This window comes from Pseudomonas sp. JE3303 (assembly GCF_056312565.1).
Window position 1 is genome coordinate 576,838 of sequence record NZ_JBWGIF010000001.1, and the last position, 18,269, is coordinate 595,106.

Below are 18,269 nucleotides of genomic sequence, written 5' to 3' on the forward strand. Positions count from 1 at the left end.
ACTTCGCCGCCATGAACAGAACCCTTTATACCCTGCTGTTTCACCTGGGCCTGCCGCTGGTAGCGCTGCGCCTGTTCCTGCGTGGGCGCAAGGCCCCGGCCTACCGCCAGCGGATCGCCGAGCGCTTTGCCTTCAGGCTGCCGGCCCTGCGTCAGGGCGGGTTGTGGGTGCATGCCGTGTCGGTCGGCGAGAGCATCGCCGCAGCGCCCATGGTGCGCGCGCTGCTCCAGGCCTACCCGGACCTGCCGGTCACCATTACCTGCATGACGCCCACAGGTTCCGAGCGTATTCGCGTCCTGTTCGCCGACGAACCCCGTATCCAGCACTGCTATCTCCCCTATGACCTGCCTTGGGCGGCGGGGCGCTTCCTGGATCATGTCCGGCCCCGGCTGGGCATCATCATGGAGACCGAGCTGTGGCCCAACCATATTCACCAGTGCGCGAAACGCGGCATCCCGGTCGCCCTGGCCAATGCACGGCTCTCGGCACGATCGGCGCGGGGCTATGCACGTTTTGCCAGGCTGACCCGGCCAATGCTCGCCGAGATGAGCCTGATCGCCGTGCAGACCGAAACCGAGGCCGAGCGCTTTCGCAGTCTCGGCGCGCGCACCGAGTGCGTGCAGGTCACCGGCTCGATCAAGTTCGACCTTGAGATCGACGAGCAGCTACCCGCCCGCGCCCTGGAGCTGCGCACCCGATGGAACGCCCGGCAGCGACCCGTATGGATCGCCGCCAGCACCCATGAAGGTGAAGACCAGATAATCCTCGATGCTCACCGGCAGTTGCTCGGGGTGCATGGTGACGCACTGCTGATCCTCGTTCCACGTCACCCGGAGCGGTTCAACGCCGTGAACGAGCTATGCAGCGCACAGTTCGCCACGGTGCGGCGCTCCCAGGGCACGCCAGTCGAAGCGCACACCCAGGTGATGATGGGCGACACCATGGGCGAATTGCTGTTTCTCTATGCGCTGGCCGATATCGCCTTCGTGGGCGGCAGCCTGGTCGCCAATGGCGGGCACAATCCGCTCGAGCCTGCGGCACTGTCGCTGCCGGTACTCATGGGACCGCACGTGTTCAACTTCCTGGAGATCAGCGCAATGCTGAGCGAGGCGGGGGCGTTGCAGCAGGTCGATGATGCCCAAGGGCTGAGTGCCGCAGTACAGCGGCTGATCGAACTGCCCCAGGATGCCCGGCGCATGGGTGCGGCGGGCAGGGCGGTCATGGTGGCCAACCAAGGGGCGCTGCAGCGGTTGCTGGATGCGCTGGACCGGCTAACGCGTCAAGACGTCTGACGCGAATCCTCCAGAGAAACTTGCCAGCCCCTACGGCGTGCGCTCGAAATTCTTCGCCGCTGCCGCCGCCAGGTCCGGTGGGAGGAAATCCCGGTCCGGGTTGTAGTCAGCCTTGAGGAAGCGCCCCAGGTCCTGCAGGTCCTGCGGGCTCAAGGTGCCGGCGGACTGCTTGAGGCGCAGGTTGTCGAGGATGTAGTCGTAGCGGCTGTTGTTGTAGTCGCGCACCGAGGTGTACAACTGGCGCTGGGCGTCGAGCACGTCCACGATATTGCGGGTGCCGACCTGGTAGCCGATCTCGGTGGCCTCGAGCGCGCTCTGGTTGGAGATGATCGACTGCTTGCGGGCCTGCACCTGCTCGACGTCGGTGTTCACCGCACGGTGCAGGTTGCGGGTGTTTTCCACGACTTGGCGGCGCAGGCTTTCGCGCTGCTGCTCGGCCTGGTTCAGGCGCTGGTAGGCTTCGCGGACTTGCGAGCTGGTAAGGCCACCGCTGTAGATCGGGATGTTCAGCTGCAGGCCGATACTGGTCTGCTCGACGTCTCCGCCATAGCGCACTCCGGCCTGCGGCGCCGGGTTGGTAAAGCCGAGGCTGTCGTTGTCGCCTTTCTGGTAGCGCGCCACCGCGTCCACCGTCGGCGCATGTCCGGCCTTGCGCTGGCGCAGGGTCTCCTCGGCGGCATCGACGGCGTGGTTGGTGGCCAGCAAATTGAGGTTCTGCCGCGCTGCAGTGTCGACCCAGGTCCTGGCGTCGTTGGGCGTCGGCACCAGTACCGGCAGGGTGTGCACCACGCCCTGCAAGGATCCGTACTCGCGGTTGGTCAGGGTGACCAGCGCTTCGAAAGCGTCCTGCACATCACGCTCGGCAATGATCCGGTTGGCCCGTGCAGTGTCATAGCTGGCCTGGGATTGCAGCACATCGGTCTTGTCCGACAAGCCCACATCAAACCGTTCGTTGGACTGGTCGAGCTGGCGCCGGAAGGCGGCCTCCTCGGCCTTGGTCGCGGCCAGGTTGTCCTGGGCACGCAATACCGCGAAGTAATTCTCGGCGGTCTGCAGGATCAGGTTCTGCTCGGTCGCCGAGAGCTCGAGCGCCGCCTGCTCGTTGACCGCCTCGGCCGCCTGCAGCTGGAACCAGCGGTCGGCGCGGAATACCGGCTGCGACAAGGTCGCGCTCCAGACGTTGCCGCTGCGGTTGGCGGTAATCGCCGGCTCGTCGAGCTTGGTGCGGGTGTTGGCCATCTCGGCACCGGCCGACAGGTTCGGCAGCAAGCCGGCCCGGGCCTGGGGCACGATTTCGCGGCGGGCGCCGTAGTCGGCGCGGGCGGCCGCCAGGTCAGCGTTGTTGCTCGCCGCTTCCTGGTAGACGCTGACCAGGTCGGTCTTCACCGTGGTGGGCACGTCCGCTGCCCAGGCCAGGCCATTCGACGCACAAGACACGGCAATGGCCAGTGAAAGTTTGCGCAGCATAGGGCGATCCTTGAACGTTTGAATTTCTGAACTGTTGAGTATCGGATGCCAGGCAGTGTAGTGGCGTGCGCATTTGGCAACAATCTGCCATTTGCGCCATTTATCCATCCTGTGCATGCAAGCTTGGCTTTGGTGTTCAGACCAGTCTAGACTGGGCGCGTTCTTGTCGGGGTGCCTTGAAGCAGAGGCTGAGATCGGAAGTATCCGGATCCCGTTGAACCTGATCAGGTTAGCGCCTGCGTAGGGAACAAGATTTCTCGCTTTCCCGGCGAGTCTCTTGTGCCAGGTCCGGGATTTGTCGAGCAGCTGCAAAGCGCCGCATACCCGCATCCGGCACTGCACCTTTACAGGGTGCGTCCGCGTCTTTTTCAGGTTCTCCCCGACATTCCACCGCTAGGAAGCTGTCTGGAGAGCCTGTGATGAGCAAACAAGAAAAAACGATCAACCTGAGTGAGTCGGCCCAAGTCGACCAGCAGTCCGTGCAGCCCTTTACCCGGTCGCGCAAGATCCATGTCGAGGGTTCGCGCCCGGACATCCGCGTGCCGATGCGCGAGATCAGCCTCGATGACACCCCCACGGACTTCGGCGGCGAAAGCAACGCGCCAGTGCTGGTCTACGATACCTCCGGCCCCTACACCGACCCCGAGGTCGTCATCGATGTGCGCAAAGGCCTTGGCGATGTGCGCTCGGCCTGGATCGACGACCGTGGTGACACCGAGCGCCTCGACGGCCTGAGCTCGAACTTCGGCCAGCAGCGGCTCAATGACGCCGAACTCGCCAAGCTGCGCTTTGCCCACGTGCGCAACCCGCGCCGCGCCAAGGCCGGCGTCAACGTCAGCCAGATGCACTACGCGCGCAAGGGCATCATCACTGCCGAGATGGAATACGTCGCCATCCGCGAGAACATGAAGCTGCAGGAAGCCCGCGCCGCCGGCCTGCTGGAGCAGCAGCACCCAGGCCACAGCTTTGGGGCCAGCATCCCCAAGGAGATCACCCCTGAGTTCGTGCGCGACGAAGTTGCCCGCGGCCGAGCGATCATCCCCGCCAACATCAACCACACCGAGCTTGAGCCGATGATCATCGGCCGCAACTTCCTGGTGAAGATCAACGGCAATATCGGCAACAGCGCCCTTGGCTCCTCGATCGAGGAAGAAGTGGCCAAGCTGACCTGGGGCATCCGCTGGGGGTCGGACACCGTGATGGACTTGTCCACCGGCAAGCACATCCACGAGACCCGCGAGTGGATCATCCGCAACTCGCCAGTGCCGATCGGCACCGTGCCGATCTACCAGGCGCTGGAAAAGGTCAACGGCGTGGCCGAGGACCTGACCTGGGAGTTGTTCCGCGACACCCTGATCGAACAGGCCGAGCAGGGCGTGGACTACTTCACCATCCACGCAGGCGTGCTGCTGCGCTATGTACCGCTGACGGCCAAGCGGGTCACCGGCATCGTCAGCCGTGGCGGCTCGATCATGGCCAAGTGGTGCCTGGCACATCACAAGGAGAACTTCCTCTACACGCATTTCGACGAGATCTGCGAAATCATGAAGGCCTACGACGTCAGCTTCTCGCTGGGCGATGGGCTGCGTCCGGGCTCGATCGCCGACGCCAACGACGAAGCCCAGTTCGGCGAGCTCGAAACCCTTGGCGAACTGACCAAGATCGCCTGGAAGCACGATGTGCAGTGCATGATCGAAGGCCCTGGCCATGTGCCGATGCAGCTGATCAAGGAGAACATGGACAAGCAGCTGGAGTGCTGCGACGAAGCGCCGTTCTACACCCTTGGCCCGCTGACTACCGACATCGCGCCGGGCTACGACCACATTACCTCCGGGATCGGGGCGGCGATGATCGGCTGGTTCGGTTGCGCCATGCTCTGCTACGTGACGCCCAAGGAACACCTTGGCCTGCCGAACAAGGACGACGTCAAGACCGGCATCATTACCTACAAGATCGCCGCCCACGCCGCCGACCTCGCCAAGGGGCATCCAGGCGCCCAGATCCGCGACAATGCCTTGTCCAAGGCCCGCTTCGAGTTTCGCTGGCAGGACCAGTTCAACCTTGGCCTTGACCCGGACACCGCGCGCGCCTTCCATGACGAGACGCTGCCCAAGGAGTCGGCCAAGGTCGCGCACTTCTGCTCGATGTGCGGACCGAAGTTCTGCTCGATGAAGATCACCCAGGAAGTGCGCGAATACGCCGCCAACCAGCGCATCGCGGCGGTGGACGTGGCGGTGGAGGATGGGATGCGCGAGCAGGCCGAGCGGTTCCGGCAGGAAGGTAGCCAGTTGTATCAGAAAGTTTGAAGGAGGGGAGCGGGGCGGCGCAGCGTGCGCTTGAATGTTGCAGCGCCGCGTGAATCGAGCGCCGCCCGCGCGGCGCATCGCGGCACAAGGCCGCTCCCACATTTGTTGCAACGTGCCATGGCCTGGCGGATTTGGGTTGTCAGCCTTGGTGCATGACTGGGTATTGGATAGGGGCTGTTTTGACATGAGTGGCTTTGACGAGTTTTCGCCTGATCGGCCTGTTCCTGCCGCGCAGCAGGTGTTCGGGGCGCGGGATCTGTTTGTGCTCTGGTTTTCGCTGGGGACGGGATTGATGGTGCTGCAGGTGGGCGCGATGCTGGCGCCTGGACTGGGGCTGGCGGGCGCGATGTTGGCGATCTTCCTCGGCACCGCCGTCGGCGTGCTGCTGCTGGCTGCGGTCGGGGTGATCGGCAGCGATACCGGTCTTTCGGCCATGGCTACCCTGCGCTTGACGCTCGGCGGGCACGGCGTGCGGTTGCCGTCTGTGCTCAACCTGCTGCAACTGATCGGCTGGGGCTCGTTCGAGATCATCGTCATGCGGGATGCCGCGAGCCTGCTGGGTGCGCGCGCATTCGGCGAGGGCGGCGCGCTGACCAGTCCGCTGCTCTGGACACTCTGCTTCGGCGCACTGGCGACCCTGCTGGCAATCTGCGGCCCACTGGCCTTCGTGCGCAAGATCCTGCGCAAGTGGGGCATCTGGCTGCTGATCGGTGCCTGCCTGTGGCTGACCTGGAACCTGTTCGCCAAGGCCGATCTGGCCGCGATCTGGGCCCGCGCCGGAGATGGCTCGATGTCGCTGGCGGTCGGCTTCGACATTGCGATCGCCATGCCGCTGTCATGGTTGCCACTGATTGCCGACTACTCGCGTTTCGCCCGGCGCGCCAACCGGGTGTTCGCCGGCACCGCGCTGGGCTACTTCATCGGCAACACCTGGCTGATGAGCCTGGGCGTGGCCTATACCCTGGCGTTCGCGCCAAGCGGTGAGGCAAACGCGCTATTGCTGGCGCTGGCGGGTGCCGGCCTGGGCATTCCACTCCTGCTGATCCTGCTGGACGAGACCGAGAACGCCTTCGCCGATATCCATTCGGCCGCGGTCACCACCGGGCTGCTGGTGCGCATCAAGATCGAGCATCTGGCCCTCGCGATCGGCGCGCTCTGCACGCTCATCGCCTGCCTGGCGCCGCTGGCGCAGTACGAGAATTTCCTGCTGCTGATCGGCTCCGTGTTCGCGCCGCTGTTCGGCGTGGTGCTGATGGACCACTTCGTCGTTCGCAGGCGGCGTCTGCCTGCAGTCGTCGGCAGCTTGCACTGGGGAGCATTGCTGGCCTGGGCGGTGGGCGTGGCGGCCTATCATCTGATGGCCAGCCTGGCGCCGGACGTCGGGGCAACCCTGCCGGCATTGCTGCTGGCAGGGGTGTTGCACGGTTTGCTGAGCCTCAGCCGCGGCCGGGAAACAGCTCTGGCTTGAGCACGCCGTTCAGGCGCGGGTAGGGAATCTTCAGCTCGATGTGGCCCATGGAGTAGGGCGCGATGGCATAGACTTCGTACTTGAGCACCACGGCGCCGTAGGTCAGGGCGATGTGCGGGGTCTGGCGGAAGGGCCAGGTCTTGACGAACTCGGGGTCCTTGTCCATGCCGGTGCTGATCATCCAGGCGCGGTGGGATTCCTTGGCGGTCTTCCAGAAGGTCGCCTCTTGCCCTGGCACCAGCATGTCTTGCAGGGTCAACACCTTGTCCAGCTTGCGCGAGTAGTTGATGAAGCCGCGCCCCGGCATGCCGTGCGCGCCGCCGCTGTCCAGGTAGCTCGACAGCTCGATGATCACCAGTCCGTCATGCTGCTCGCGTACCTTGGCCTGCAGATAGCTGCTGTTGCGCTTCTCGGCGCTTTGCAGGTATTGCTCCTCGTAGGCCTTGAGCGTCGCGGGCGGCGTGGTGCGCTGGTTGTCCTCGGTCAGCTGCAGCAGACGTTTTTCGACAATGCCGTCGAGCTTGGGCAGGGCGGGGAAGTGAATCATGTCGATGTTCACCAGCGGGCAGTCGCTTTCGCTGCAGCCGGGCTTGATGTGTTCCCAGGCATCGCGCTTGACCTCGAGCGGTGCGCGCATGCTGGGTGTGAACAGGCTCTGGCAGGCGCCCAGGGCCAGTGCCAACACGGCCACGGAAGTCAGTTTGACTAGCGTCATGATGATCCTTGCAACTGAAAGTTATCGGCCTTGGACCGTCGGCGAAGCCTTCGGTTCGCCACTAAGCTGAACAGACCAGCAGTGCCCTATCCTCGCAGCCTGAGCGCTATCTTTAAAGGGGTGAAACGCGGCGATTCGCGGAGTAGGATGGCCGGAGCTGTAAATGAGGTAACGAGGATTTCCATGTCAGATTCGTTGAATACGGTGCCCCAGGCGGTCGAGATCGTCGAGCGGGCCAATTGTTTCCAGGGCTTCTACAAGCTCGACCGGGTGCATCTGCGCCATGAACTGTTCGCGGGCGGCATGAGCCGCGAGATCAGCCGCGAGCTGTTCGTGCGGCATGACGCGGTCTGCGTACTGCCTTATGACGCCCAGCGCGACGAAGTCGTACTCATCGAGCAGTTTCGCGTGGGTGCGTTGGGCAAAGTCGAGAATCCCTGGCTGATCGAACTGGTCGCCGGGCTGATCGACAAGGACGAACAGCCCGAGGAAGTTGCTCACCGCGAGGCGCAAGAGGAAGCCGGGCTGGCCATCGCCACCTTGTGGCCGATGACCCGCTACTTCCCTTCGCCCGGCGGCAGCGATGAGTTCGTGCATCTGTATCTGGGGCGTTGCAGCAGCGAAGCAGCTGGCGGGCTGCATGGGCTCGAAGAAGAGGGCGAGGACATCCGAGTGAGGGTCTGGCCGTTCGAAGATGCCCTGCAGGCTGTACGTGATGGCCGTATCACCAACGCGGCGACGATCATCGCGCTGCAATGGCTGGCGCTCAACCGTGCCGAAGTCAGGGGGTTGTGGTCGTGAACCTGTTGCGCGAACGTTATCGGGTCGACCTGGCCGGGCTGCAAGCGGCCTGCGAGGCCAACTACGCGCGGCTGATGCGGCTGCTGCCCGACATGCGCAGCGCCCAGAGTTCGCGGCGCATAGGCATGACCCAGGGCGACCAGATGGTGGGCGTGCTGGTGCTCGATGTGGTGCTGGCCTGCCCATATACCACGACCTTGCGGGTTCGCCAGGAGCACAGCCTGCCTTGGTTGCCGGTACCGCAGCTCGAAGTGCAGGTCTATCACGATGCGCGCATGGCCGAGGTAGTCAGCTCCGAGCATACTCGGCGTTTTCGCAGCATCTATCCCTATCCTAACGCCGCCATGCACCAGCCAGACGAAAAGGCCCAGCTCAACCTGTTCCTCGGGGAATGGCTGAGCCACTGCCTGGCCTGCGGTCATGAGCTGGCGGTAGTACGCTGAACTGTCAACGAGGAGACGGCCGTTGCCGCAGCCCATCCAGCCACCAGATCCATCCCCTGTACATGTGCTGCAGCTCACCGACAGCCATCTGTTCGCCGACGCCCAGGGCAGCCTGTTCGGCCTGAATACCCGCGACAGCCTGCGGCATGTGATCGCCCAGGCGCGCCGCGAACACCCGCGCGTCGACGTGTTGCTGGCCACCGGCGACCTGTCCCAGGATGGCAGCGAGGCCTCCTACGCCTGGTTTCGCGAGTTGACCGAGCCGTTCGGCGCGCAGGCGCGCTGGTTGCCGGGCAATCACGACGACCGTGGCGCGATGGCCAGGACAGCGCAGGATGCGGACCTGCTCAAGGAGGTGACCGACATCGGCCACTGGCGGATCATCATGCTGAACTCGCAAGTCGTCGGAGCGACCTTCGGGTGGCTCGAAGAAGGGCAGCTCGCCAGTCTCGACGAGGCCTTGCGAGAGGCGCCCGATCGGCATTGCCTGATAGCCATGCACCATCAGCCGGTGCCGATCGACTGCGCCTGGATGGCGTCCATCGGACTGCGCAATGCCGATGCGCTGTTCAAGGTGCTCGAGGGTTATCCACAGGTACGGGCGTTATTGTGGGGGCATATTCACCAGGAGTGGGATCAGCAGCGCGGCGGTGTGCGGCTGCTGGCGTCGCCGTCGACCTGCATCCAGTTCGCCCCTGGTCGCGAGGACTTCACGGTCAGCGAGCAGAAGCCCGGCTATCGCTGGTTGCGCCTGCATGCGGACGGGCGGATGGAGACCGGGGTATCGCGGGCGGTAGATTATGAGGTGCGTCTGGACTTCAACGGTCCGGGTTATTAAGGTCCAGTCACTGGCTCGTGAAATTGTTGCGAAAATCCCTGCCGCGCGCCTTTGCCCCTCGAACAGGCTACACTGCGCGTCCTTGCGCCCGCTTCGAAGGGTGCGCAACCGCAGTTTCCGGGGGCAGCATGTCGGGTTCCATCCTCTATATACATGGCTTGAACAGCTCGCCGCTGTCACGCAAGGCGCAGCAGGTGAGCGCCGTGATGCAGCACCTGGGCCTGACCAGCCAGTTGCGGGTCCCGGCCCTGCATCACCATCCGCGCCATGCCATGGTCCAGCTCGAAGCCGCCATCGCCGAGCTGGGCACGCCCTTGCTGGTCGGCAGTTCGCTTGGCGGCTACTATGCCACCTGCCTGGCCGAGCGCCAGGGGCTCAAGGCCTTGCTGATCAACCCGGCCGTCAGCCCGCACCGCTTGTTCGACGGTCATCTCGGCCCCCAGCAGAACTTCTACAGCGGCGAGTCCTGGGACCTGACCCACGACCATGTCCACGCCCTGGCCGAGCTTGAAGTACCGCCGCCGCAGGATGCAGGCCGCTATCAGGTGTGGTTGCAGACCGGCGATGAAACCCTCGATTATCGCCACGCCGAGCGCTACTACCGGGCCTGTTCCTTGCGTATCCAGGCCGGTGGTGACCACGGCTTCCAGGGTTTTGCCGAGCACCTGCCGGCATTGCTGGCCCATGCCGGCATAGCCCGCGCGACGTATGACGCGCTTGATTTTTCCGTATTCTGATTTTTTGCATTCACAACGACTGATGACGAGAACCCATGGCCAATCCCAGCGCTAGCGCCTATAACGCAGACGCCATCGAAGTCCTCTCCGGCCTTGATCCGGTCCGCAAGCGGCCGGGCATGTACACCGACACCAGCCGGCCGAACCACCTGGCCCAGGAAGTGATCGACAACAGTGTCGACGAAGCCCTGGCAGGTCACGCGCGTTCCATCCAGGTGATCCTGCACGCCGACCATTCCCTCGAAGTGAGCGATGACGGTCGCGGCATGCCGGTGGATATCCACCCAGAAGAGGGCGTCTCCGGTGTCGAGCTGATCCTGACCAAGCTGCATGCCGGCGGCAAGTTCTCCAACAAGAACTACCAGTTTTCCGGCGGCCTGCACGGGGTGGGCATCTCGGTGGTCAATGCGCTGTCGAATCAGGTCCGCGTGCGGGTCAAGCGCGATGGCAACGAATACCAGATGACCTTCGCCGACGGCTTCAAGTCCACCGAGCTGGAAGTGATCGGCACCGTGGGCAAGCGCAACACCGGTACCAGCGTGTACTTCGCGCCCGATCCCAAGTACTTCGACTCACCCAAGTTCTCTATCAGCCGCCTCAAGCACGTGCTCAAGGCCAAGGCCGTGTTGTGCCCGGGGCTGCTGGTCAGCTTCGAGGACAAGGGCACCGGCGAAAAGGTCGAATGGCATTACGAAGACGGGCTACGCTCGTACCTGGTCGACTCGGTCAGCGAGTACCAACGCCTGCCGGACGAGCCGTTCTGCGGCAGCCTCGCGGGCAACAAGGAAGCCGTCGACTGGGCGCTGCTGTGGTTGCCCGAAGGCGGTGACAGTGTCCAGGAAAGCTACGTCAACCTGATCCCCACGGCCCAGGGTGGCACCCACGTCAATGGCCTGCGCCAGGGCCTGCTCGATGCCATGCGCGAGTTCTGCGAGTTCCGCAACCTGCTCCCACGCGGGGTCAAGCTGGCCCCCGAGGATGTCTGGGAGCGCATTACCTTCGTGCTGTCGATGAAGATGCAGGACGCGCAGTTCTCCGGGCAGACCAAGGAGCGCCTGTCATCGCGCGAGGCCGCGGCATTCGTGTCGGGGGTGGTCAAGGATGCCTTCAGCCTGTGGCTCAACGCCCATCCCGAACTGGGCATGCAGCTGGCGGAACTGGCCATCAGCAACGCCGGGCGCCGCCTCAAGGCGAGCAAGAAGGTCGAGCGCAAGCGTATTACCCAAGGGCCGGCGCTTCCTGGCAAGCTGGCGGACTGCGCCGGGCAGGACCCGATGCGCGCCGAGCTGTTCCTGGTCGAGGGCGATTCGGCCGGCGGCTCGGCCAAACAGGCGCGAGACAAGGAGTTTCAGGCGATCCTGCCGCTGCGCGGCAAGATCCTCAATACCTGGGAGGTCGACGGCGGCGAAGTCCTGGCCAGCCAGGAAGTGCACAACATCGCCGTGGCCATCGGTGTCGACCCCGGTGCCACCGACCTCAGCCAGCTGCGCTATGGCAAGGTCTGCATCCTTGCCGACGCCGACTCCGACGGCCTGCATATCGCAACTCTGCTGTGCGCATTGTTCGTGCAGCATTTCCGCCCGTTGGTGGAAGCGGGGCATGTCTATGTGGCCATGCCGCCGCTGTACCGCATCGACCTTGGCAAGGAAATCTACTATGCCCTGGACGAGGCCGAACGCGACGGCATCCTCGACCGCCTGGTGGCGGAGAAGAAGCGCGGCAAGCCACAGGTCACCCGATTCAAGGGCCTGGGCGAGATGAACCCGCCGCAGCTGCGCGAGACCACCATGGACCCGAACACCCGCCGTCTGGTGCAGCTGACCCTGGAAGACCTGGAGCAAACCCGCGAGATCATGGACATGCTGCTGGCCAAGAAGCGCGCCAGCGACCGCAAGAGCTGGCTTGAAACAAAAGGAAACCTGGCCGAGGTCCTGACTTGATTCGTTGGGTACTGGCAGCCTGTCTGGCGCTGTGTACGGTTCCCATCCTGGCGGATACCTGGCCCGAACTGAAACTGACCGCCGAGCACCCGGTCGAGGGCATGCGTGGCGGCAACCTGTCGGGCCTGGCCGAGTGCCGAGGAGGGTTGTGGGCGGTGTCCGACCGCGACGACGACCGCATCTATCGCCTGGACCAGCGAGACCGGACCTGGCAGAGCCAGCCCCTGGCCTTCAGCGCGCCCCCAGTGCCGGAAAGCGGGCTCCCGTGGGGGCTGCGCTCGGGTAACTGGGCAGCTTCCTTCATACGGGGCGGCGAGCTGGATTTCGAAGGCATCAGCTGCGACGATGCGGGCAATTTCTTCGTGGTCAGCGAGGCGCATGCCGCCGTGCTCGAAATCCCGCTGAAGGGAGACCCCGACTGGCTGAGGATCGACCCGGCGATGATTCGCCAGGCCCGCGCCAGCGGCATGCTCCTGCACTTCAACGCCTTGTTCGAAGGCCTGGCGATCAGCCCCTCGGGTGACCGCCTGTGGCTAGCTGCCGAGCGCGAGCGGCGCGGCCTGATCTCGGTCAGGCGTCAGCAGTCGGTGTGGGCCTGCTCCGGCGGCTGCGTATTGCTCAGCGAAGCCGGGGTCGAGATGCGCCCTGCGCAGATGCATCGCTCCCGGCCGGTGTCGCGGGATTTCGCCGACCTTTCGCTCCATGAGGGCAAGCTGTTCACCCTCGAGCGCAATGCCTTCCGCATCTGCCGCCGGGACGCCGATACCGGCAAGGTCGAGCGGTGCTGGTCGTTCGCTGCCGGTGCCATGGCCGACGAGCGGCGCTACGACCAGCCATTCGGTCTCGCCGAGGCGTTGGTGATCGATGCCAAGGGCGCATGGGTCGGCCTCGACAACAACGGTGCGACCCGCGCGGACGGTGAGTCGCGGCCGGTGGTCTGGCGCTTCGAGGCGCCGCAGGGCGGCTGGAGCGCCAAACCGTGAGCCAGCCGCCGGGCAAGCGTGCGGGCAGGCTGCTGATGATGGTTGCCTGGGCAGGCGCGCTGTTCCTGGCCACGCGCTTTTTTGGCCAGTGGGAAGAGCGTCAGCACAATCCCAACACCGTGGTGCAGTCCGAGCACGGTGCAGGTTTCATCGAAGTGCGTCTGCTGAGCAACGGCCAGGGGCACTTCGTGGCCGACGGGGCAATCAACGGCCAGACCGTGCGCTTCATGCTCGATACAGGTGCGACCGACGTCGCGGTGCCCGAGGCCCTGGCGCGAAGATTCGGCCTTGAGCAGGGTGCGCCGGTCATGCTGAGCACCGCCAATGGCCGGACCCAAGGCTACCGCACCCGCCTGGACAGCTTGAGGCTCGGCGAGATCCACCTGCGCAACGTACGTGCCCTGGTCGTGCCCGGGCTCGACGGCGAGCAGGTCCTGCTCGGGATGAGCGCCCTGAAACAACTTGAATTTACCCAGCGCAGTGGCACCTTGCTGTTGCGCCAGAACCTGAAATGACGAGGCCCGCATGAGCGACTCACTCGAACTCAGTCTCGACGGCGTCGAGCGCCGTTCCCTGGCTGACTTCACCGAACAGGCCTACCTCAACTACTCCATGTACGTGATCATGGACCGAGCCTTGCCGCACATCGGCGACGGCCTGAAACCGGTACAGCGCCGCATCGTCTACGCCATGAGCGAGCTGGGCCTGGATGCCGACTCAAAGCACAAGAAATCCGCGCGTACCGTGGGTGACGTGCTCGGCAAGTTCCACCCCCACGGCGACTCGGCCTGCTACGAAGCCATGGTGCTGATGGCGCAGCCTTTCAGCTATCGCTATACCCTGGTCGACGGGCAGGGCAACTGGGGTGCGCCGGACGATCCGAAGTCGTTCGCCGCGATGCGTTATACCGAGGCGCGCCTGTCGCGCTACTCCGAAGTGCTGCTCAGCGAACTGGGCCAGGGCACGTCGGACTGGGTGCCCAACTTCGACGGCACCTTGCAGGAGCCTGCGGTGCTGCCGGCGCGCCTGCCGAACATTCTGCTCAACGGCACCACCGGCATCGCCGTGGGCATGGCCACCGATGTGCCGCCGCACAACCTGCGCGAAGTCGCCAGCGCCTGCGTGCGCCTGCTTGATGAGCCCAAGGCCACCATCGAGCAGCTTTGCGAGCATATCCAAGGGCCTGACTACCCCACTGAAGCCGAGATCATCACCCCTCGCGCCGAGCTGCAGAAAATCTACGAAAGCGGCAAGGGCTCGATTCGCATGCGCGCCGTGTTTCGGATCGAGGACGGCGATATCGTTGTCACGGCTCTGCCGCACCAGGTCTCCGGTGCCAAGGTGCTGGAACAGATCGCCGCGCAGATGCAGGCCAAGAAGCTGCCGATGGTCGCCGACCTGCGTGACGAGTCCGACCACGAGAACCCATGCCGCATCGTCATCATTCCGCGCTCGAATCGCATTGATGCCGACGAGCTGATGCAGCACCTGTTCGCCACCACGGACCTTGAAAGTACCTACCGGGTCAACATCAACATCATCGGCCTGGACGGCCGCCCGCAGCTGAAGAACCTGCGCATGCTGCTGGTGGAGTGGCTGCAGTACCGCACCGAAACCGTCCGTCGCCGGTTGCGCTTCCGCCTGGACAAGGTCGAGCGCCGCCTGCACCTGCTCGACGGTTTGCTGGTTGCCTTCCTCAACCTGGATGAAGTGATCCACATCATCCGTACCGAGGACCAGCCCAAGGCCGCACTGATCGCCCGCTTCGAACTCACCGAGATCCAGGCCGACTACATCCTTGAAACACGCTTGCGGCAGCTGGCGCGCCTTGAGGAGATGAAGATTCGTGGCGAACAGGAAGAGCTGCGCAAGGAACAGACCAAGCTGACCTCCCTGCTCGGCAGCGAAGCCAAGTTGCGCAAACTGGTGCGTACCGAGCTGATCAAGGATGCCGAGACCTATGGTGACGACCGTCGCTCGCCGATCGTTGCACGGTCTGAAGCGAAGGCACTTTCGGAAAACGAGCTGATGCCGACCGAGCCAGTCACGGTGGTGCTGTCGGAAAAAGGCTGGGTGCGCTGCGCCAAGGGCCATGACATCGATGCCACAGGGCTTTCCTACAAAGCAGGCGACGGTTTCCGCGCCGCGGCGGCGGGGCGTTCGAACCAGTTTGCCGTGTTCATCGACTCTACCGGGCGCAGCTACTCGCTGGCAGCCCACAGCCTGCCGTCGGCGCGTGGGCAGGGCGAACCGCTCACCGGCCGTCTCACTCCGCCGCCAGGCGCCGCCTTCGAATGCGTGCTCTTGCCCGAGGACGACGCGCTCTACGTGGTGGCCTCCGACGCCGGTTACGGCTTCGTGGTCAAGGGTGAGGACCTGCAGGCAAAGAACAAGGCCGGCAAGGCGTTGCTCAGTCTGCCTAACGGGGCCAAGGTGATTTCCCCGCGTCCTGTCGCCAATCGCGAGCAGGACTGGCTTGGCGCGGTAACCAGCGAGGGGCGCCTGCTGGTGTTCAAGGTCAGCGACCTGCCGCAGCTGGGCAAGGGCAAGGGCAACAAGATCATCGGCGTACCCGGTGAGCGCGTTGCCAGCCGTGAAGAGTTCGTGACTGATCTGGCGGTGATTGCCGAGGGTTCCACGCTGGTATTGCAGGCCGGCAAGCGCACTTTGTCGCTCAAGCCGGACGACCTGGAACACTATAAAGGTGAGCGCGGCCGCCGTGGCAACAAGCTGCCACGCGGCTTCCAGCGGGTGGACAGCCTGACGGTCGACGGGCCGGTGTGAATTCGGACCTGCCTTGAGGGGTGATTTCAACGCCGTTCAGGGCAGAAACGCTGGAGTCGGACGGTTATTTCGCGGATGATAGGCCCCTCGCGGCGCCAGCGTGGCTGTGTGCGCGTTCGAATCTACACATGTATCGCTGCGGTTGGCCTTGAGGCGACCGCCTGGATGGGATGATGAAATTTCTGCGCCTTCCATTTGTTCTGCTGATGACTGGCGTCCTCGGTCTGACTGGTTGCAGCATGCACCAGCCGGTATCTCTGTACCAGCTCGACAGCGGTGATCCCGCGCTGCCCAAGCAAGCGTCGGGAATGGCAGTGGTGCTCGGCCCGGTATCGGTAGCCGACTACCTGCAACGCGAAACCTTTCTGCAACGTCAGAGCGATGGCAGCCTGACCGCGGCCACTGACGGCCGGTGGGCAGGTAGCCTGTCTTCGGATATCGACCAGTTGCTGGTGCGCCAGCTTGCCTCGCACCTGGACAGCCAGCGCGTGGTCCTGGCCCCTGCCAGCACGGGCTTCAGCCCGGACGTGCAGGTACTGCTGTCCATCACCCGGCTCGACTCGGGCACCAACCAGCCGGCGATCCTCGATGCCCAGTGGCGGTTGCTCGACCGCCGTGGCCATGTGCGGGACAACCGCATTGTTCACCTGGAGCAGCAGCACCAGGGTACCGAGGCCTCGCAGGTCCAGGCCCAGGGGCAGTTGCTGCAAAAGCTCGCCGAGCAGTTGAGCACGGCGCTCAAGCCACTGGCGAACCAGCCGGCTATCGTTGAAGAGGCGCCCAGGAAAGCGGCACCTGCTCAGGTACGTAAAGAGCCGGAGAAGTCGAGGATACCGATGGCCTCGCCGATTCGTACCGATATGGAAGTATTCAGGTTCTGAACCTTTCATCCATGAAAAAGCCCGCAGCGATGCGGGCTTTTTTATTATCAATGTCCCATTTGGAATGGAGCATTGCGGCAGGCCGGCCTGGAGCAGTCAGGCCTGGCGTTCAGCCATCCGTGCCAGCTGGCGCTCCAGCATCGACGGGTACGGCTCGAGCAACCGTTCCACGCAACTGGCGCCTTCAGGACTTGCGATCGGGCGGATGCGCGCACGCTGGCGAATCAGGCTGTCGTCGCTGATCTTGCGCTCGACCAGCAGCAGGTTACGGCTGTGCTGGGACAGCGCCAGGGCATCCTGTGCCTTGTCGGTCAGCAGCAGATCGACCTGGCTCAGGCCGTGGAGGCCATCCCCCAGGGCCAGCCCAAGTTGCAGCTGCAGCGTTATACCACTGTCAGCCACTTCGACCTGCAGGGCGTGGCCCAAGGCACGCAGCAGTTCGCCGCAGCAGATTGCGTTGGTGAGGTAGTCCTCGCCACTGTCACCGCTGTGGAACAGCAGCAACGTACTGCCGTCATTGAGCGTATACATCTGCCCTTCATACAGAGAGGCAGCCTGATCAAGGCAGTCCCGATAGCGCTCAAGCAATTCGGTCAGGCGCGCCCGCGGCAGGCGGCGCAGCTGTTCTTGCGAACCAAGCTGCACGGCAAGCACTGCGGTGGTCTGGGGTTCTGTGCTGGCGGGAGCACTCGGCTTGGCCGGAGCATCTTCTTCGTCCATCAGGCCGGCGAAGGCCTCGTCGTCTTCGTCTTCGCCTGCCGTGCCTTCGAGCCTGGCCGGGCGCTTGGCCGCAGGCGGCTCGATGAACTCGGCGTCGTGCAGGTCATGGACGTCGAAGGCTTCGTCTTCTTCCTCAACGTACTCTTCGGGCTCTGGCTCAGGCGGCGGCTCGGGCGCCAGGCGCGCGTGCAGCTGGCGGGCCAGGTCGCCAATCTCGTCCTGGCGGTCGGTCGCCGGCGTGTAGTGATGCGGATCGCGCAGCCACACTCGCAGTTGCAGCAGCGGTGTGGAGATGTACCGCCCCAGGCGCAGGCTCAAGGCCAGGGCCAGCGCCAGGAGGATTGCCGCCAGGATGCCCATGCTCTGCAGGCTGATGGTCAGCGGCTGCTGGAACTGGGTCATGTCCAGGCTGATGCGCAATTGCCCGGCGGTGACGTCCTGGAAGGTGATCTTGGTCTGGTAGAGACCCTCGGCCTCGCCCAGCAACCCGTTTTTCGGGCGCTGGCCAGCTTCGGCAAGGATCCGGTTGTCGACGCTGTAGATCGCCGCGTGGGCCACCAGCGGGTTTTTCACCAGGTTGCCCAGCAGCACATTGAGGCTGAGGATGTCGTTGGACACCAATAGCTCGGTCGCCGAGGTCGCGGTCTGGGTGGTCAGGCTCTGGCCAAGCGCATCGGCCTGGTCGTGCATGGCCTGCTTGAACTGCAAACCCATGACGCAGGCGTAGATCACCAGTGCCAGGGCCACCAGGAAGATGTTGTAGCTGGCGATCCGCAGGGCCAGCGAAATGCGGCGCTGACTCAGGGCACGGTAGATCATGATGAAGAAGTTGTCAGTCTTGACGGGCGTGGGCCGGATCACAGAGCGCGGCTCTTTATGGCGGAAAAGTGCTGC

The 18,269-nt window shown here is 64.3% G+C and carries 15 protein-coding genes and 1 riboswitch; of the genes, 12 read left to right on the plus strand and 3 right to left on the minus strand.

The window, feature by feature from the left end; genetic code table 11:
- The first annotated feature begins 11 nt into the window (after window positions 1–11).
- Entirely contained in the window at window positions 12–1,292 is a 1,281-nt protein-coding gene (gene waaA, locus AC0ZZU_RS02730; protein WP_476338858.1) for a lipid IV(A) 3-deoxy-D-manno-octulosonic acid transferase, read from the plus strand.
- A gap of 30 nt (window positions 1,293–1,322) precedes the next feature.
- On the opposite strand, the gene AC0ZZU_RS02735 is transcribed toward waaA, so the two are convergent.
- Window positions 1,323–2,759: a TolC family outer membrane protein gene (locus tag AC0ZZU_RS02735; protein WP_476338859.1), complete on the minus strand. Its 1,437-nt coding sequence runs from the start codon at window positions 2,757–2,759 to the stop codon at window positions 1,323–1,325.
- A gap of 157 nt (window positions 2,760–2,916) precedes the next feature.
- Window positions 2,917–3,023, plus strand: a riboswitch (TPP riboswitch).
- Between the two features lie 155 nt (window positions 3,024–3,178).
- Here AC0ZZU_RS02735 and thiC point away from each other — a divergent pair.
- A complete protein-coding gene (gene thiC, locus AC0ZZU_RS02740) occupies window positions 3,179–5,065 on the plus strand; it encodes a phosphomethylpyrimidine synthase ThiC (RefSeq protein ID WP_476338861.1) in 1,887 nt (628 codons plus the stop codon).
- A gap of 184 nt (window positions 5,066–5,249) precedes the next feature.
- Window positions 5,250–6,533 (plus strand): putative hydroxymethylpyrimidine transporter CytX, encoded by a 1,284-nt coding sequence (cytX, locus tag AC0ZZU_RS02745; RefSeq protein WP_476338863.1) that lies wholly within the window; start codon window positions 5,250–5,252, stop codon window positions 6,531–6,533.
- Here cytX and AC0ZZU_RS02750 read toward each other — a convergent pair.
- Window positions 6,502–7,248 carry an RsiV family protein gene (locus tag AC0ZZU_RS02750; protein WP_476338864.1) on the minus strand — a complete coding sequence of 249 codons (747 nt, stop codon included), beginning with the start codon at window positions 7,246–7,248 and terminating at the stop codon, window positions 6,502–6,504. The genes cytX and AC0ZZU_RS02750 overlap by 32 nt on opposite strands.
- Window positions 7,249–7,431: 183 nt before the next feature.
- Here AC0ZZU_RS02750 and AC0ZZU_RS02755 point away from each other — a divergent pair, with 183 nt between their 5' ends.
- From AC0ZZU_RS02755 to AC0ZZU_RS02795, 9 genes are all read left to right on the plus strand, one after another.
- Complete coding sequence (locus AC0ZZU_RS02755) at window positions 7,432–8,049, plus strand: NUDIX domain-containing protein (protein WP_476338866.1); 618 nt, start codon at window positions 7,432–7,434, stop codon at window positions 8,047–8,049.
- Entirely contained in the window at window positions 8,040–8,492 is a 453-nt protein-coding gene (locus tag AC0ZZU_RS02760; RefSeq protein ID WP_476338868.1) for a DUF1249 domain-containing protein, read from the plus strand. The genes AC0ZZU_RS02755 and AC0ZZU_RS02760 overlap by 10 nt, the downstream gene beginning before the upstream one ends.
- A 34-nt stretch (window positions 8,493–8,526) precedes the next feature.
- Complete coding sequence (gene cpdA, locus AC0ZZU_RS02765) at window positions 8,527–9,330, plus strand: 3',5'-cyclic-AMP phosphodiesterase (RefSeq protein ID WP_476339119.1); 804 nt, start codon at window positions 8,527–8,529, stop codon at window positions 9,328–9,330.
- A 128-nt stretch (window positions 9,331–9,458) separates the two neighbouring features.
- The gene (locus AC0ZZU_RS02770) at window positions 9,459–10,067 is read left to right on the plus strand and encodes a YqiA/YcfP family alpha/beta fold hydrolase (RefSeq protein WP_476338870.1); all 609 of its coding nucleotides are present in this window, start codon (window positions 9,459–9,461) and stop codon (window positions 10,065–10,067) included.
- Between the two features lie 35 nt (window positions 10,068–10,102).
- Complete coding sequence (gene parE / locus AC0ZZU_RS02775; protein ID WP_158458539.1) at window positions 10,103–12,007, plus strand: DNA topoisomerase IV subunit B; 1,905 nt, start codon at window positions 10,103–10,105, stop codon at window positions 12,005–12,007.
- Entirely contained in the window at window positions 12,004–12,990 is a 987-nt protein-coding gene (locus AC0ZZU_RS02780) for an esterase-like activity of phytase family protein (protein WP_476338872.1), read from the plus strand. The genes parE and AC0ZZU_RS02780 overlap by 4 nt, the downstream gene beginning before the upstream one ends.
- Window positions 12,987–13,505 (plus strand): retropepsin-like aspartic protease family protein, encoded by a 519-nt coding sequence (locus tag AC0ZZU_RS02785; RefSeq protein ID WP_476338874.1) that lies wholly within the window; start codon window positions 12,987–12,989, stop codon window positions 13,503–13,505. The genes AC0ZZU_RS02780 and AC0ZZU_RS02785 overlap by 4 nt, the downstream gene beginning before the upstream one ends.
- A gap of 10 nt (window positions 13,506–13,515) precedes the next feature.
- Window positions 13,516–15,774 carry a DNA topoisomerase IV subunit A gene (parC, locus tag AC0ZZU_RS02790; protein WP_476338875.1) on the plus strand — a complete coding sequence of 753 codons (2,259 nt, stop codon included), beginning with the start codon at window positions 13,516–13,518 and terminating at the stop codon, window positions 15,772–15,774.
- A gap of 173 nt (window positions 15,775–15,947) precedes the next feature.
- Window positions 15,948–16,655 (plus strand): PqiC family protein, encoded by a 708-nt coding sequence (locus AC0ZZU_RS02795; RefSeq protein ID WP_476338877.1) that lies wholly within the window; start codon window positions 15,948–15,950, stop codon window positions 16,653–16,655.
- A gap of 96 nt (window positions 16,656–16,751) precedes the next feature.
- Here the strand turns inward: AC0ZZU_RS02795 and AC0ZZU_RS02800 are convergent, their stop codons facing one another.
- A complete protein-coding gene (locus AC0ZZU_RS02800; protein ID WP_476338879.1) occupies window positions 16,752–18,236 on the minus strand; it encodes a histidine kinase in 1,485 nt (494 codons plus the stop codon).
- Window positions 18,237–18,269 lie beyond the last annotated feature (33 nt).